Raw genomic sequence first — 15,063 nt, 5'->3', positions numbered from 1 at the left:
AATACAAAAGGCAAGTTAGAGGATATACTGTTGGGCTAACAGGATTTTAAGCCTGTGGAGATGGTGGGTTACCACTTCTAAGAAGCAGGAATCCTTGTGGGCTTGCCCCGAGGAGGGTCAATAATGACCGTCAATATAGAAATAAATGAACAAAAGAAGGAAGGAAGTTTTTTTAGATGAAAATAGGAATTATTGGTCTGCCTAATGTAGGAAAATCCACCCTGTTTAATGCATTAACCGAAGCAGGGGCAGATGCAGAAAATTACCCGTTTTGTACTATAGATCCAAATGTCGGAATAGTTCCGGTCCCAGATAAAAGACTGGATTGGCTCTCTGAACTTTATGAACCTGAGAAAACTACCCCAACTGTTATAGAATTTGTAGATATTGCAGGTTTGGTACAGGGTGCAAGCAGAGGAGAGGGATTGGGCAACAAGTTTTTGTCCCATATTAGAGAGGTCGATGCAGTAGCTCAGGTAGTAAGATGTTTTGAAGATGAAAATATAGCTCATGTTGATGGAGAAATATCTCCTGATAGAGATATTGATATAATAAATACAGAACTTATGTTGGCAGATTTAACTGTGGTTGAAAAAAGAATGGAGAAGACAGAAAAACAGGCTAAAAGTGGAAACAAAAAATATCTTCAGGAGCTGGAAGTTATCAAAAAGATTGCTGAGACTCTTGAAGAGGGAAAAAATATTCGTCAGTTAGAATTAAATGAAACTGGAAAAAGAATTATCAAAGAACTGCAGCTTTTAAGTGCTAAACCGATTATTTATCTGGCCAATGTTAATGAAGAGGATATAGGTGCTGACAATAATGAACTGGTTCAAGAGGTAAAAGAACATGCAGTAAAAGATGGAGCTCGTGTTGTAGAAATTAGTGCTAAAATTGAAGCAGATATTGCAGAACTAGATAAAGGAGAAAAAGAAATATTTTTGCAAGAACTTGGTCTCCAAAGCTCTGGACTGGATAGAGTTATACGTGCCAGTTATGAGCTGCTGAATTTGATAACATTTTTGACTGCTGGCAAACAGGAATGCAGGGCCTGGACGGTACAGAAAGGTGCATCTGCACCAGAAGCTGCTGGGAAAATACACTCTGATATGGAAAAAGGATTTATAAGGGCAGAAGTAGTTAGTTTTGATGATTTAAAAAGAGTTGGTTCAATAGCAGCAGCTAGAGAAGAAGGCCTGCTGAGGCTTGAAGGTAAAGATTATATTATTAAAGATGGAGATGTCTGCCATTTTAGATTTAATGTATAGTACCTTTTAGTACCAGGTACCAATAGGAGTTTTAGTACCTGGTACTAATACCTGTCTATAGTACCGGGTACGAATACACGAATACAAAATAAAAAAATTTGCATCATGGCTAAATTAATGCTATAATTTAGATTGGTAATTTCCATGCTCTGCTGGAAGCAGGGCCATTTGTCCACATGGAGGGGGTGAAAATTATGGAAAATATAAGAGCTTATGAGACAACTTTTGTTCTCAAGCCGGATCTAGATGATGAAGGTAAAGAAGAGATTTTGGAAAGGGTTAAATCAATTATTCTTGATCATGATGGTGAAGTAACAGGTGTTGATGCCTGGGGCAAGAGACAATTAGCCTACGAAATTAAAGATTACCGTTCAGGTGATTATACAATTCTTCAGTTTAATGCTAATACAGATGTAGTAAAAGAACTTGAAAGAATATTTAAAATTATGGATGGTGTACTCCGTTACTTGGTAATTCGTCAGGAATCTTAAATATTATACCGGGGTGGTGAACAACCTTGTTAAATAGAATAGTACTGATCGGCAGACTTACACGTGATCCGGAACTCCGCTATACCAGTAATGGAACTCCAGTCTGCAATTTTACACTTGCAGTTGAAAGAAACTATACAAATCGTCAGGGAGAAAGAGATGTAGATTTCATTAAGATTGTAACCTGGCGTGGACTGGCAGAAAATTGTGCCCGTCATCTAGGAAAAGGAAGACTGGTTGGTGTAGATGGTTCACTGCATATTAGAAAAAGCGAAAACAATAACCGTACTTATATAAATCCAGAAGTTACAGCAGATAATGTACGTTTTCTAGATTATGCCAACAGCAATCAAAATCAGAGTCAGAATAACAATTATTCAGATCAAAACAAAGAAAATAAGCAGAATAATTCCGCCCAGAATGAATTTGACAAAAATTTTGATGATGAATTTGATCCAGACGATTTTGATGTACCATTTTGAAAAGGAGGTAGAATAATGGCACGAGGACATAATAAATCCTGTCATTTTTGCGGCAGTGATAAAAAAATAGATTATAAAGATTTAAGAACTTTAAATAGGTACCTTACTGATCGTGGTAAAATTATACCGCGCAGAATAACAGGTAATTGTTCAAAACATCAGAGAGATATTACTAAAGCTATCAAAAGAGCAAGAACAGTAGCTTTGCTACCATATGTAAAAGAGTAAATAATAATTGAGGAGGCAAAATGTTAAATTATGCCTCCTCTAGTTATATTAACATAATAATTGGACAGCTTTTGCCGTCTGATGAGGTGATAACGGCAGATGAATATTAGTGAGTATAAAGATAGTATAAAAACTATTATTTATATAATATTATTAACAATGGTAAATTTCTATTTGCCAATTTTTAGTCTGGCAGTAATGATTCTGTGGCCGGTGCCAGTAGTTTATCTGGTCCAGAAGGAAAAAACGGGCAGAGTAATAACTGTTATTGCTATTGCAGCATTAATAAATGGTGCTTTATTTGGTCCTTTAATGGGTTTAATGACGGTTATTGGATTTGGATTGGTAGGTTTTATTATAGGGAATGCAGTTAAGGAGGGGCTGTCTCCCAAAAAAACACTGATTGTATCAGTAGTTGCTGTGATAATTTCACAGACATTAATAATGCTTATTGCAGATCAAATTTTAGGAATTAACCTGCAGAGTTTTATTCAGAATGCAGTAAAGAGTTTCAGCAGTGATCTGGATCAGGTTTCTTTAGAACAGATGGTAAATGCCCAGATCGGATTTATAAGTATGATTTTACCAGCTCTGCTGGCAGTTTCTTCAACAATAACGGGTATTTTTAATTATTATATATCTGCCTGGTATTTGCGGAGGCGTGGTTTAAACATTGAAATATATAAAAAATTCAATAAATGGTTTATGCCCCGCTGGCCCATTTCTGCTGCCGTAGTTGTTTCGCTTTTTCTAAAAAATAATCCTATTTTCTTTAATTTAAATATATATTTATTCTTTTTAGCATTTTTGCAGGGATTTGCTGTTTTAATGTATTTTATTTCCGCAAAAACAGATTCTTTTTTACCCAAAATTTTGGCAGTATTTATAATACTTATACTGCCACCTATTCCGATGGCATTGATATTGCTGGGATTTATAGATATGTGGTTTAATTTAAGAAAGCAGAATGATCAACCTGGTTAAAATTCCTGAAATAGGAGGTAAAAGTTATGAAAGTAATACTAAAAAAAGACGTAAAAAAACTCGGCAGTAAAGGTGATGTTGTTGATGCAGCCGATGGGTATGCACGTAATTATCTTTTTCCCCGCGGACTGGCAGTAGAAGCAACTGAAGGGAAAATAAAACAGCTAAAGCAGAAAGAACGCAAAAAAGAGAAAAAAGAAGAACAGAGAAGAAAGAAAGCAGAACAGTTAAAAGAAAAACTGGAATCAGAAAAGTTTGTTGTTAAAGTTAAGGCTGGGGAAAGTGGAAGATTATTTGGCTCAGTTACAACAAAAGATATTGCAGAAGCAGCTGCAGAAAAAGGATATGATATCGACAAAAGAAAAATAGATCTTGATGATCATATAAAAACTCTGGGTATGCACAAAATTGATGTAAAAATATATGATGATATATCTGCAGAACTTAAAATATCTGTTCAGGAAAAATAAGACAGTTAAAAAATGTGAACCTCTCCACCTAAATTACAGATTTAGAGGGAGTTTTCTTGGCTGTTTTAAATAAAATATAAAAAGAAAACTCATTCTGTTAATAATCTCAGAGAAGTTATGAATTTATGAGATAATATTAACAGGGTGAGTTTTTTAAATTCAATAATCTGTGCTAATCCATGTTCTTTAATTTTTTCTGCAGACTTTTCGGCAAATCAGAGATATTACCATCAAAAACTTACCTTACTGGTGCTGGCAGATGATCCTGCAGCAGAGCTGAATTCGAAAATAAGTCTGGAAATATTGGTTTGGACCTGATAAAAAATGAACAGGAATTAAAGACAGCCTTATGCTGATTTTTGAGATTTCTACAGCAGGAAAAGATAGTTTGAGATTTAATAGTATATATAGGGAAGTAGAGTATATTAGCAGCAAAAGATTTGTACTATCATGTTTTGAAAAATGATGTATTAAAAAATGAGAATAGATGAGGTGAGTAGAAAATGCATATTTTTAATAAAAAAGCTTATCAAGAGTGGAAATCGTTTGTAGAAAAAGGTGAGATATCAGATGATTTTGATAAAAATATAATAACAGAATCCTGGCATAGGTGTAAAAACTTAAAAGTTGATCCATATGGTGGAGAAGGTAATATAATCGAAAAAAAACTCCTCATGCGGATAAGGAAAGCCAACCGAGATTTAATAGAAATAGCCAGACCTTTTATGAATGAGCTGGCAGAGATAGTAGAAAACTCAAATTTTGTTGTAGTACTGACTGACAGCAGAGGTATGATAGTAGAAGTTACAGGTGACGAAAAAATTATGAACAGAGCTATGGAGATGAGATTTACTCCTGGCTCATACTGGTCAGAAGAAAAAGTCGGAACTAATGCAATTGGAACAGGTATTAAAGTAGATAAACCTCTTCAGGTAGTGGGTGAAGAACATTACTGTAAAAAACACCATCCGTGGACCTGTTCTGCTGCTCCAATACATAATCCAGAGGGAGAGCTGATTGGAATTCTGGATATGACCGGCCCCTGTGAATGTGCTCATCCACATACTCTGGGGATGGTGGCTGCAGCTGCTCAGGCAGTTGAACATCAGCTGGCCCTGATGGAAAGAAATAGAGAATTAGAGCAGGCACATGAGTTTGCAACTGCTGTTATTAACTCTATGTCAGAAGGCCTAATATCAATTAATAAAATGGGCAGTATAATAAGTATCAATCAGGCGGCTGCAAGAATGTTAAATATAAAAAAAGAAAATGCACTGAATAAAGATATAAAAGATGTTTTAGGAGAACAAAAAGTAGTTGAGAAGATGCTTTCTGAACACAGAATATTTAATGATGAAGATATTTATCTGCACGGAGATGGGAAAAAAATATATTTTAACTCATCAGCCAGAATGCTGCCTGGTGGAAAGGGGATCCCGGATGGTTTTATTATAATACTGCGCCGGATGAAGGCTGTTAAAAAAATGGTTAACAGAATAGCTGGATCAGAAGCAAGATTTAAATTTGATGATATTATAGGAAACAGCAGCAGTTTAAATGAGGTTGTGGAGATGGCTAAGATAATCAGTGATAGTGATGCAGCTGTGCTCATAGAAGGGGAAAGTGGTACAGGAAAAGAAATGATGGCTCAGGCCATTCACAACAGCAGCCCCCGCCGTGAACAGGTGTTTTTGAGTATTAACTGTGCAGCTATACCGCAGAGCCTGCTTGAGAGTGAACTTTTTGGTTATGAAGGTGGTAGTTTTACAGGAGCTCGAAAAAAAGGCAGGCCCGGTAAATTTGAACTTGCCTCTGGTGGGACACTTCATTTAGATGAAATAGGAGAGATGCCGCTCAATATGCAGGCCAGCCTGCTGCGGGTACTGCAGGAGAAAGAAATCACCAGAATTGGAGGACTTGAACCGATTCTGGTAGATGTAAGGATAATTGCCTCAACAAATAAAGTTTTGGAAGAAGAAGTTAAAAAAGGAAATTTTCGCAAAGATCTTTATTTTCGTTTAAATACTGTTAATCTTAAGATGCCCCCACTTAGAGAAAGAACTGAAGATATTCCACTGCTGATTGAACATTTTATTTCTATTGTCAATCAGCAGAGTAATAAGGATATCTATGGAGTAGAAGAAGAAGTAATAAAAATCCTTCAAAATTACAGCTGGCCGGGTAATGTAAGAGAACTGCAGAATTTAATAGAAAGGGCAGCACTTCTTTCTGATGATGGTGTAATAAGATCTGATCTGCTGCCTGATGAATTAAAAAAAGAAAAGACCAGTGTGCCATTAAATCCCGAAAAAATTCCACTGCTGAAAATAGATCAGATGGAAGAGATCTTGATAAATCTTTCATTAAAGAAATCAAAAAACATTACTCAGGCAGCAGAAAAGCTGGGAATCAGCCGGTCAACTATTTACCGCAAAGCTCAAAAATACAATATTGACCTTTAATATGTCTCATTATGAAACAAATTATTTTATTGTCTCATTATGAGACATACACCCTTTTTTTATTAGCAAACCAGTAAAAAGAAAAGATTTCAAATTATATAAATGTTTCAAAATGATACAAAAATTAAAATATTCACAATATTAATAAATTATATTTAATCACTATTGTTTTTAAATGAAAAACAAGTTCCTTGATATAAAAGGGAATTTAAAGCAAATTAATTAATAATTAATAACTAATTAATTAATGGAACGATTAATGCATTATTAATATTTTGAAAAGGAAAAAAATTATGATTTTAAGGGAGGTGGCTCAATCTTTTCTGCTGGACAGAAATATTAATAATAGGGGGAGATAAGTTTGAAAGAAAGCAAAGATAAAATGATTCAAATGCTGGAAGATATGATGGTAATCAGAGAATTTGAATCAACAGTGCAGAAACATTTTGCAGAAGGTGAAATACCAGGCTTTGTTCACCTTTATTTAGGTGAAGAAGCAGTAGCAGTTGGTGCATGTAATGCTCTGGAAGAAAAAGATTATATTACAAGTACGCACAGAGGTCATGGTCATCTGCTTGCCAGAGGCGGGGATGTAAACAAGATGATGGCTGAAATTTTTGGCAAAGCCACAGGATATAACAAAGGTAAGGGTGGCTCAATGCACATTGCTGATGTCAGCCTGGGTATTTTAGGCGCAAATGGTATTGTTGGTGCTGGCCTGCCTATTGCAGCAGGTTCTGGTATAACAAGTCAGATTCTTGATACAGGTGCAGTAACTTTATGCTTTTTTGGAGATGGTGCCTCCAATAGGGGTACATTCCATGAAGCAATAAATTTGGCCTCTATATGGAATCTGCCGGTAGTTTTTGTCTGTGAAAACAATATGTATGCTATTTCTATGCCTCAGTACAGATCAGATGGCCGGAAAGGTCAGAATATAAAGGATGTATCAGATCGTGCAGTAGCCTATGGTATTTCTGGTGTTACAGTAGATGGAAATGATGTCATGGCAGTAAATGAAGCTGTAACTGAAGCTGTTAAAAAGGCTAGAAATGGTGGAGGGCCCAGTCTGGTAGAATGTAAGACATACCGCCACCGCGGCCACTTTGAAGGAGATCCTACAGTATATCGTTCAGATGAAGAATTAGAAGAGTGGAAAAAGAAAGATCCTATTAGCAGATTTAAAAATTTATTAAAAGATCAGGAACTCCTCGACGATGCAGAATATGATGAGCTGAAGGAAAAAGTAGAAGCCAGGATTAAAGAAGCAGTTGATTTTTCACAGAACAGTCCTGATCCTGATCCTTCAGAAGTCACAACAGATGTTTATTATGGGGAGGGAGTTTAATGAGTAAATTAACTTATGCAGAAGCACTTCGAGAAGCAATGGCAGAAGAAATGGAAAGAGATAAATCAGTATTTATAATGGGAGAAGATGTTGGAGTTTTTGGCGGATGTTTTGGAGTTACAGGAGATCTAGTAGAAAGATTTGGTGAAGATAGAGTACGGGATACACCTATTACTGAAACAGCAATTGTAGGTAGTGCAGTCGGTGCTGCTATGACAGGAAGCAGACCAATAGCAGAGATCATGTTTGCTGGATTTTTGGGTGTACCGATGGATGAAATTTTCAATCAGGCAGCCAAAATGTGTTATATGACAGGTGGACAGGCAAAAGTACCAATGGTTTTAAGGGCTCCCAATGGGGCAGGTATTGGTGCAGCAGCACAGCACTCTGAGAGAACTGAAGCCTGGTTTGTCCATGTTCCCGGTCTAAAAGTTGTATATCCATCCACACCTGCTGATGCAAAAGGACTTCTCAAATCTGCTGTCAGAGATGACAATCCTGTTATCTTTTTTGAACACAAAATACTTTATAATCACAAAGGTGAAGTTCCGGATGACAAAGATTTTACTATTCCACTCGGCAAAGCAGATGTTAAAAGAGAAGGTAAAGATCTTACTGTAGTTGCCACAGGCATACTTGTTACCTATGCTCTGGAAGCTGCTGAAAAGCTGGCAGAAGAAGGAATAGAAATTGAAGTTATAGATCCAAGAACACTGGTTCCATTTGATAAAGAAACTGTATTGGATTCAGTAGAGAAAACCGGTAAATTGATAATTGCTTCTGAAGAAACAAAAAGAGGCTCCTTTACTTCCGAGGTATCTGCAGTAGTTGCAAAAGAAGGACTATTTCTTCTCGAACAACCCATAAAAAGAATCTGTGCTCCTGATGCACCTGTACCATTCAGCAGTGCTTTAGAAAAAGTATATATACCAGGGCCAGAAAAAATAATATCTGCAGTTAAAGAGATGGTTTAATGCAGTCTGAAAGAAAAAAAAGAACTGTTGGAATTATTGCTAACCCGGCCTCCGGAAGAGATATCCGGAGGTTGGTAGCACATGGCTCAGTATTTGATAATGCAGAAAAAGTCAATATAGTAAGAAGAATTCTGCTGGCCTTAAACAAACTGGATATTGATAAAGTATATATAATGCCGGATTCTTTTGGTATAGGGCATGAAGCTTTAAATGGGCTCTGGGGAGAGGAAAAAGAAAACTTTAAACTTGATGTAGAGATTATGGATATGTCCATCAGAGGTTCAGCTGAAGATTCTTCTAATGCAGCCGAACTGATGGAAGAAAAAGATACTGATATAATTATCGTTCTTGGTGGTGATGGTACAAATAGAGTTGTTGTTAAAGCACTGAAAAAAACACCTGTTATGTCAATTTCGACCGGAACCAATAATGTTTTCCCAATCATGGCCGAAAGCACAATGCTGGGAATGGCAGCAGGTCTCTATACCTTTTTTACTGAAGAAGAAAGACAAAAAGTTACCAGTCCAATCAAGAGTATTTATATTATCAGAGATGGTAATGTAGAAGACATGGCCCTTATAGATGCTGTAATAGTAAATGAATCCTATATAGGCAGCCGTGCGCTCTGGCATACAGAACAGCTGGAAGAACTATTTGTTACCAGAAGTACCTCACATGATATTGGTATGGTTTCAATTGCCGGCAGGCTGACACAGGTGCGGGCAGATGAAGAAGGTGGGGTTTTTATTGAAATTGGTAATAACAGCCTAACAGTTAAAGCAGCAATTGCTCCTGGTGTGGTTAAAGAGATACCTATTAAAAGGTGGCGCAAAATTGAGCAGGAGGAAACAATAAAACTGCCTTCAAAACAGAGAATAATTGCCCTTGATGGGGAGCGAGAACTTTCGGTTAAGAAAACAGAGCAGCTGGAAGTTAAGCTCAGCTATGCACCGGTCAGATTTGTAGAATATAAAGATGTACTTGCTCTGGCAGATGAAAAGAAAATGCTGGAGGTGTAGGTATGGAACTTGATGAACTGGCAGAAGGTTATGAAGACTGGTACAGAACTGACAGAGGAAAATATGTTGGTGAAAATGAATATAAATGTCTTAAAAGACATATTGGAGAATGTGAAGGCAAAAAAATAATAGAGCTTGGCTGTGGTACAGGATATTTTCTGCGCCGATTTGCTGTTAGAGCAGAAGAGGTGGTAGGATTTGATATAACTGAAAAAATGCTTAAATCAGGAAAAGAGCTGGCTGAAGCTGAGGGAATAGAAATTGAATTTATAAAAGGAGATGTCACTAAAAAGCTGCCATTTCCTGATAATTATTTTGATATAGTCTATTCAAATTCTATGATAGAATTTATAGATGAAGATAAGATAGAAGAAGTAAGCAAAGAAATGTGGAGAATTTTAAAGAAGAGTGGAAAACTTGTTATTGGAGTTTTAAACAAAGAAAGCACCTGGGCCTATAAAAGGAAAGCAGAAAGTTTGGAAAAGGAATCTATTTTTAGTGAAGGTAAATTCTATACCTGGGAAGAGCTGGAATCACTTCTGTCCAAATATGGTGATGTAGAAATGGAATCCACCCTTTTTGTACCACCATATTTTAAAAAAGCAGAAGATTTTCGCTGGTTTAAACCTCTGGAAGATGAATTTAAGACAAGATTTCCAAAAAGAGGGGCTCTTCTTGTTGGAAGTGTAGAGAAAAAGGAGGATTTTGATGGCTAAAGAACTAGTAATGCCCAAACTTGGTTTAACAATGGAAGAAGGAACTATTGTAAAATGGTACCTTTCTGAAGGAGATAAATTCAAAAAAGGAGATTTTATATTCTCAGTAGAAACAGAAAAACTTACAAATGATGTTGAAGCAAATGAAGATGGAGAAATAGAAGAGATTCTGGTTGAAGAAGGTGAAACAGTAAAGGTAAAAACACCGGTTGCAAAACTTGTCGGCTGGGAAGAAGATGAATCATCTAAAAAAGCAGAAAAAAAAGTTGAAGTAGAAACAGAATCTAAAGCCGAAAAATCTGAAAAAAAAGATAAATCAGACAGAAAAGAAAGAAAAGGCAGAAGAGTAATGGCAGCACCAAAGGCACGAAAAATAGCAGCAGATAATAATATTAAACTTGAAGATGCTGCAGAAGCTCTTGGCAGAGACCGTCTGAGTGTTGCAGATATCGAAAAATATCTGTCAGATGTAGGTAAAGCAGAAGATAAAACTGCTAAAAAAGACAAAGAAGTTCCAAAAGAAAGTGGAATGAGAAATGTGATAGCAAGAAGGCTCACAGAAAGCTGGCGTGCTCCCCACATCTATCTGAGGCGAGAAATAGAAGTTGATGAGCTTCTCGTTCTAAAGAAAAATCTCAAAGAAAAAGGAAAGGATATTTCATTTAATGATTTGATTTCTTATGTGGCAGTTAAAGCATTAGAAGAAACAAAAAAATTAAATATGGTGGTAGATGAAGAAGGAAGAGGAACTGTTTCTAATAAAGTTAACCTGGGACTTGCAGTAGCAGTAGATGAGGGTCTGCTGGTACCTGTTGTAAAAAATGCCGAAGAGTTAAGTCTAAAACAGCTGGCCGAAAAAAGTAAAGATCTGATTACAAGAACCAGAGAAAACAGGCTGAATCTTGATGAACTGGAAGGTGGAACATTTACAATAACAAATCTAGGTATGTTTGGTATAGACGAATTTACCGCAATTATTAATCCACCTCAGGCAGCAATTCTTGCTGTAGGAACTATCAAAAACAAATTATATCTTAATGAAGAAGGCCTGGTGAGGGAGAAAAAAATTATTAACTTCACCCTGGGTGTTGACCACAGAGCTGTTGATGGAGCAGCAGGTGCAGAGTTTATGCAGAAATTTGCTGAATTTGTAGAAGAGCCCTATTTGATGTTTTAGTCATTAAAAAATAGGATGTTAAAGAATAGGATGTTAGAGTGTAAAAAGAGCAGAATGGTGTAAAGTAAAATATCTAAAGCAAAAGGAGCATATAGTATCTGGATTATTATGAGAGGTCCATTAGACAATAAAATATGATAGATAATAAAATATGATTAAGTTATAGAAATTAATCTCCCCTTAATACAGACAGGTTCTGGGTCTGCCGGGGGAGATTTTTTGTGTTTCATTAAATTTTTGGCAAAATCCTGCATAGATAATTTTGCTTTTATAAGGTGAATTTTGTATAATTAAAGCAGATAAGTTGAATATACAGATCTGCTAAATCTGGGGGAAAATTATGGAAGAGGACAAAAAAATAAAATTTTGAAGCAGCTTCATATCAATCACTTGTAATAAGAAAGTTTCTTGATTTTAAGTATTATTTAAATATAAATCAGGAGTCGTTTAAGGAGATAATTTTGAATGGTTAAAAAAGAAATTGTTTTAGAGAGAGGTGATTTAAATTAAAAGACTTTATCGTTCCAGAAAAGATAAAAAGATAGGTGGAGTCTGTGGTGGTGTGGCCGAATATTTTAATATTGATCCAACTCTGGTAAGGCTAGCAGCGATAATATTTATTTTTGCTACAGGTGGAGGAGGATTAATAGCTTATTTTATAGCATGGGCCATTATTCCAGACAGGCCGCCTGGTTCTGCAGGGAGATCTGAAAACAGATCTAACAATTATTATGCAGCAGAGAAAGAGGCTGATCCACATTACAGAGAGGATCAGCAAAAAGAGGATAATCGGCCCGGGCAGTAAGCAGGAAAAGATTTTACTAAAAAGCATTAGAGATTATCTGTGCTGTCAGGAAAAATATTCTTTAAATTTTGTTGAAATTCTTCCGGCCTATAATCCTGATAGTGGTCGATTAAGTAAAGAACATTATTCAGCTGTTCTTTACTTATAGTACCTTCCTGATAAAGATTGCGGTAGGAATTAGCAAAAGATAAAATAACCTTAAGATCAAGTTTATCACAGTTCATCATCAGGAATCATTCCTTCCAGAGACATGTTTTCGGGGTCAGCAAAACGTATAAATTCATCTTCAAAGTAAAGCAAAATTTCTCCAGTCTGCCCTGTACGCTGTTTAGCAATAATTACATTGGTTTCATTTTCTGTTCCATCAGCTTCAGCTTCTTCTCTGGCTTTAGCAGAAGTGTGTGCATAGCGGTAGAGGAATATAACCCCATCTGCAACTTCTTCAATATTTCCGGAATCACGCAGGTCAGATAGAACAGGTCTTTTGTCTGTCCTGCCTGTAAAGCTTCTGCTTATCTGAGAGATGAGTAAAATAGGTATATCCAGTTCTGAAGCTAAATTCCTCAGCTGAAGAACTATTTCTCCTACAGCCCGAGCTGTATTCTGAGCATGTTCTTCCGGCAGCTGGATCATCTGCAGATAATCGACAACAGCAAGATCCATTCCATTCATTTGAGCTTTAAATTTGCGCAGCCGTGCCCTTATCTGAGCTGTGTTTAAACCTCTTTCATCTGAAATCATAAGCGGCAGATCGTGTAAATTATCCAGGGCTTTAGAAATCCGCTGATCTTCCTCATCATTTGTTTCTCCCTGATTATATTTCCAGCCATTAACCTGTGCTTCCTGTATGATCATTCTGTCTATTACCTCTGATGCATCCATCTCCAGACTTATAAGAGCAACCCGAGCATTTCTCTTCAGCACATTTTTGGCAATATTGATGGCAAAAGCAGTTTTTCCCATACTGGTCGAAGCAGCTATTACATTAAGGTGGCCGCGTTTAAAACCACCGATCAGATTATCTAAGGAGATAAAACCACTCCGCAGACCTACATCGGTTTTTTTGTGTTTGCGGTCCATATATTTAGAAAAAGATTCCATAAGTGCATCTTCCATGGTATAAACATGCTTCTGCAGATCATCACTTTCACTGGTGGCTTCAAAGATAAGTTCTTGAGCTCTTGCCTGATAATCATCAATAGAAAGATCTTTAGAGTCAGCCAACTCATTTATCCGGGAGGCTGCTTTTTTTAAAAGTGAGCGCTGATAATCTTTTTTTATCAGATCTACTGTTGGTTTTAATTCATCTTCTGAGTTAAAACCTGAAGTAAGCCTTTCTATAACTTCTTCTGGCTCAGATACCGCATTCTGATCCTGTAGATCTATCAGCAGTTTGGTTCTGGAAATCTGATTTTCGTGATAGTACTGTTTTAAAAGCATGTCAAAAATTATCTGTGCCTGTGGATCGGAAAAGTGTTTTACTTCCAGCAGATCGGCAACTTCATCTATTTTATCTGGGAACTGAAGCAGTATACCCAGAAGCTGATATTCTTTTTTGTTAAAACGATCTTCGTTTTTATTTAATGAGCTTAAATTACCTGACATATCTAGGCCTCCTGCTGTTCATCTATGATTTTAATTCTTACATTACCTGCTAATTCAACATATTCGTTCATTTCCAAAAGGCGCTGGAAGATCCGCTCTCCCATGATCGGGAATCTTTTTTTGAGATTTTCGAGAGAATAATTGGTAGAAAGTATAATCGGCCTTTCTTCACGGTAGCGTTTATCTATAATCTGGTAGAGAATAGAAGCTGCAAAATCAGATGCTTTTTCTGTGCCCAGGTCATCTATCAGCAGTACCGGTATATCCTGAACATCATTGATTATCTTTTTTTCATCCTGACTGGGATTTTCTTCATTATATGTACTTCTTATCTGCTGAAGGAGATCTGAGTAAACAATATAGCGGAATCTGATACCTCTATCAATTAAAGCATTTGCTATACAGCCTAAAAGGTAGGATTTTCCACTTCCAATCGGACCTTCAATAATTAGGCCGCGGTTAAATTCATTAATTTTAAAGTTCTGCACAAAGGTTGCTGCCATTTTGTAAATTTTCTTTGCATTTTCAAAATAGCTGAGTTCAGAGTTTTTCATAATATTATGTTCATAATAGTTCAAATTGGAACTGCTGAATGTGGCACTGTGCAGATGTGAGGGCAGATTGCCTGCCAGCTGTTTTTTCTTTCTGAGCTCATCTTTAATACAGCTGCAGACTACATATTTTTGACCATCATAGATTCTGCCTGTATCATGACATTTCTCACAGTCCCAGTCAGGTTCTTTATAATTAAGAGATATATCATTTTTCTTGAGAATTGCATGATACTGCTTTTCCAGTTCTTTTATTGCACCTTCCAGCTCTTTTATTTCATGTTTCTGCATCTTATTTTTATTAAAAATCCCGACCTTAGCCATAGAATACTCTCTTTTTAAGGACTGAAGGTAGCTGTAGGCCTGTTTTACTTCTGGATATTTTTTATGTATTTTTATCATTCTTTTTTCTGCTTCCAGATATTTTTCTCTGGCCTTACCTCTGTACTTATCGGCCTCAAAAGAAAACGGCATCTGCTTCAC

General features: G+C 36.4%; 16 protein-coding genes. 13 read left to right on the top strand and 3 right to left on the bottom strand.

Features of this window, described 5'->3' with window-relative positions; translation table 11 throughout:
- Nucleotides 1-176 precede the first annotated feature (176 nt).
- The 13 genes from ychF (at nucleotide 177) to DFR78_RS09120 (ending at nucleotide 12,424) form a co-directional block, all read left to right on the top strand.
- On the top strand, nucleotides 177-1,268 hold the full coding sequence (gene ychF / locus DFR78_RS09180) for a redox-regulated ATPase YchF (protein ID WP_114458544.1): 1,092 nt from the start codon (nucleotides 177-179) through the stop codon (nucleotides 1,266-1,268).
- 194 nt (nucleotides 1,269-1,462) lie between these two features.
- Nucleotides 1,463-1,759: a 30S ribosomal protein S6 gene (gene rpsF / locus DFR78_RS09175; RefSeq protein ID WP_114458543.1), complete on the top strand. Its 297-nt coding sequence runs from the start codon at nucleotides 1,463-1,465 to the stop codon at nucleotides 1,757-1,759.
- A gap of 26 nt (nucleotides 1,760-1,785) precedes the next feature.
- Nucleotides 1,786-2,241: a single-stranded DNA-binding protein gene (locus tag DFR78_RS09170; protein ID WP_114458542.1), complete on the top strand. Its 456-nt coding sequence runs from the start codon at nucleotides 1,786-1,788 to the stop codon at nucleotides 2,239-2,241.
- A 15-nt stretch (nucleotides 2,242-2,256) separates the two neighbouring features.
- Nucleotides 2,257-2,469, top strand: coding sequence for a 30S ribosomal protein S18 (rpsR, locus tag DFR78_RS09165; RefSeq protein ID WP_114458541.1), 213 nt, complete (start codon nucleotides 2,257-2,259; stop codon nucleotides 2,467-2,469).
- A gap of 99 nt (nucleotides 2,470-2,568) precedes the next feature.
- Nucleotides 2,569-3,453 carry a DUF2232 domain-containing protein gene (locus DFR78_RS09160; RefSeq protein ID WP_114458540.1) on the top strand — a complete coding sequence of 295 codons (885 nt, stop codon included), beginning with the start codon at nucleotides 2,569-2,571 and terminating at the stop codon, nucleotides 3,451-3,453.
- Between the two features lie 26 nt (nucleotides 3,454-3,479).
- The gene (gene rplI, locus DFR78_RS09155) at nucleotides 3,480-3,923 is read left to right on the top strand and encodes a 50S ribosomal protein L9 (protein ID WP_114458539.1); all 444 of its coding nucleotides are present in this window, start codon (nucleotides 3,480-3,482) and stop codon (nucleotides 3,921-3,923) included.
- Between the two features lie 503 nt (nucleotides 3,924-4,426).
- Entirely contained in the window at nucleotides 4,427-6,385 is a 1,959-nt protein-coding gene (locus DFR78_RS09150; protein ID WP_114458538.1) for a sigma-54-dependent Fis family transcriptional regulator, read from the top strand.
- A 361-nt stretch (nucleotides 6,386-6,746) separates the two neighbouring features.
- Nucleotides 6,747-7,733 (top strand): thiamine pyrophosphate-dependent dehydrogenase E1 component subunit alpha, encoded by a 987-nt coding sequence (locus DFR78_RS09145; RefSeq protein ID WP_114458537.1) that lies wholly within the window; start codon nucleotides 6,747-6,749, stop codon nucleotides 7,731-7,733.
- Nucleotides 7,733-8,707, top strand: a complete 975-nt coding sequence (locus tag DFR78_RS09140; RefSeq protein ID WP_114458536.1) for an alpha-ketoacid dehydrogenase subunit beta — start codon at nucleotides 7,733-7,735, stop codon at nucleotides 8,705-8,707. The genes DFR78_RS09145 and DFR78_RS09140 overlap by 1 nt, the downstream gene beginning before the upstream one ends.
- Nucleotides 8,707-9,726, top strand: a complete 1,020-nt coding sequence (locus DFR78_RS09135; protein WP_114458535.1) for an ATP-NAD kinase family protein — start codon at nucleotides 8,707-8,709, stop codon at nucleotides 9,724-9,726. The genes DFR78_RS09140 and DFR78_RS09135 overlap by 1 nt, the downstream gene beginning before the upstream one ends.
- Before the next feature lie 2 nt (nucleotides 9,727-9,728).
- Nucleotides 9,729-10,442: a class I SAM-dependent methyltransferase gene (locus DFR78_RS09130; protein ID WP_114458534.1), complete on the top strand. Its 714-nt coding sequence runs from the start codon at nucleotides 9,729-9,731 to the stop codon at nucleotides 10,440-10,442.
- Nucleotides 10,435-11,619 carry a dihydrolipoamide acetyltransferase family protein gene (locus DFR78_RS09125; protein WP_114458533.1) on the top strand — a complete coding sequence of 395 codons (1,185 nt, stop codon included), beginning with the start codon at nucleotides 10,435-10,437 and terminating at the stop codon, nucleotides 11,617-11,619. Before DFR78_RS09130 ends, DFR78_RS09125 begins: the two co-directional genes overlap by 8 nt.
- Before the next feature lie 562 nt (nucleotides 11,620-12,181).
- The gene (locus tag DFR78_RS09120) at nucleotides 12,182-12,424 is read left to right on the top strand and encodes a PspC domain-containing protein (protein ID WP_233487033.1); all 243 of its coding nucleotides are present in this window, start codon (nucleotides 12,182-12,184) and stop codon (nucleotides 12,422-12,424) included.
- 26 nt (nucleotides 12,425-12,450) lie between these two features.
- Here the strand turns inward: DFR78_RS09120 and DFR78_RS09115 are convergent, their stop codons facing one another.
- Genes DFR78_RS09115 through DFR78_RS09105 form a run of 3 tightly spaced genes read right to left on the bottom strand, consistent with a single transcriptional unit; the run spans nucleotide 12,451 to nucleotide 15,054 of the window.
- Nucleotides 12,451-12,651, bottom strand: coding sequence for a hypothetical protein (locus DFR78_RS09115; protein WP_114458531.1), 201 nt, complete (start codon nucleotides 12,649-12,651; stop codon nucleotides 12,451-12,453).
- A complete protein-coding gene (locus DFR78_RS09110; protein ID WP_114458530.1) occupies nucleotides 12,638-14,029 on the bottom strand; it encodes a replicative DNA helicase in 1,392 nt (463 codons plus the stop codon). The genes DFR78_RS09115 and DFR78_RS09110 overlap by 14 nt, the downstream gene beginning before the upstream one ends.
- 2 nt (nucleotides 14,030-14,031) lie before the next feature.
- The gene (locus DFR78_RS09105) at nucleotides 14,032-15,054 is read right to left on the bottom strand and encodes an ATP-binding protein (RefSeq protein WP_114458529.1); all 1,023 of its coding nucleotides are present in this window, start codon (nucleotides 15,052-15,054) and stop codon (nucleotides 14,032-14,034) included.
- Nucleotides 15,055-15,063 lie beyond the last annotated feature (9 nt).

This window comes from Halanaerobium sp. MA284_MarDTE_T2, from assembly GCF_003337245.1.
Classification (GTDB): domain Bacteria; phylum Bacillota; class Halanaerobiia; order Halanaerobiales; family Halanaerobiaceae; genus QPJE01.
This window is presented reverse-complemented; position numbering and strand designations above follow the sequence as displayed.

Bases quoted from the DNA above. Each gene is read 5' to 3' on its own strand.
- ychF (WP_114458544.1), top strand. From the start codon at position 177: ATGAAAATAGGAATTATTGGTCTGCCTAATGTAGGAAAATCCACCCTG.
- rpsF (WP_114458543.1), top strand. From the start codon at position 1,463: ATGGAAAATATAAGAGCTTATGAGACAACTTTTGTTCTCAAGCCGGAT.
- rpsR (WP_114458541.1), top strand. From the start codon at position 2,257: ATGGCACGAGGACATAATAAATCCTGTCATTTTTGCGGCAGTGATAAA.
- DFR78_RS09160 (WP_114458540.1), top strand. From the start codon at position 2,569: ATGAATATTAGTGAGTATAAAGATAGTATAAAAACTATTATTTATATA.
- rplI (WP_114458539.1), top strand. From the start codon at position 3,480: ATGAAAGTAATACTAAAAAAAGACGTAAAAAAACTCGGCAGTAAAGGT.
- DFR78_RS09150 (WP_114458538.1), top strand. From the start codon at position 4,427: ATGCATATTTTTAATAAAAAAGCTTATCAAGAGTGGAAATCGTTTGTA.
- DFR78_RS09140 (WP_114458536.1), top strand. From the start codon at position 7,733: ATGAGTAAATTAACTTATGCAGAAGCACTTCGAGAAGCAATGGCAGAA.
- DFR78_RS09135 (WP_114458535.1), top strand. From the start codon at position 8,707: ATGCAGTCTGAAAGAAAAAAAAGAACTGTTGGAATTATTGCTAACCCG.
- DFR78_RS09130 (WP_114458534.1), top strand. From the start codon at position 9,729: ATGGAACTTGATGAACTGGCAGAAGGTTATGAAGACTGGTACAGAACT.
- DFR78_RS09125 (WP_114458533.1), top strand. From the start codon at position 10,435: ATGGCTAAAGAACTAGTAATGCCCAAACTTGGTTTAACAATGGAAGAA.
- DFR78_RS09115 (WP_114458531.1), bottom strand. From the start codon at position 12,651: ATGATGAACTGTGATAAACTTGATCTTAAGGTTATTTTATCTTTTGCT.
- DFR78_RS09110 (WP_114458530.1), bottom strand. From the start codon at position 14,029: ATGTCAGGTAATTTAAGCTCATTAAATAAAAACGAAGATCGTTTTAAC.
- DFR78_RS09105 (WP_114458529.1), bottom strand. From the start codon at position 15,054: ATGCCGTTTTCTTTTGAGGCCGATAAGTACAGAGGTAAGGCCAGAGAA.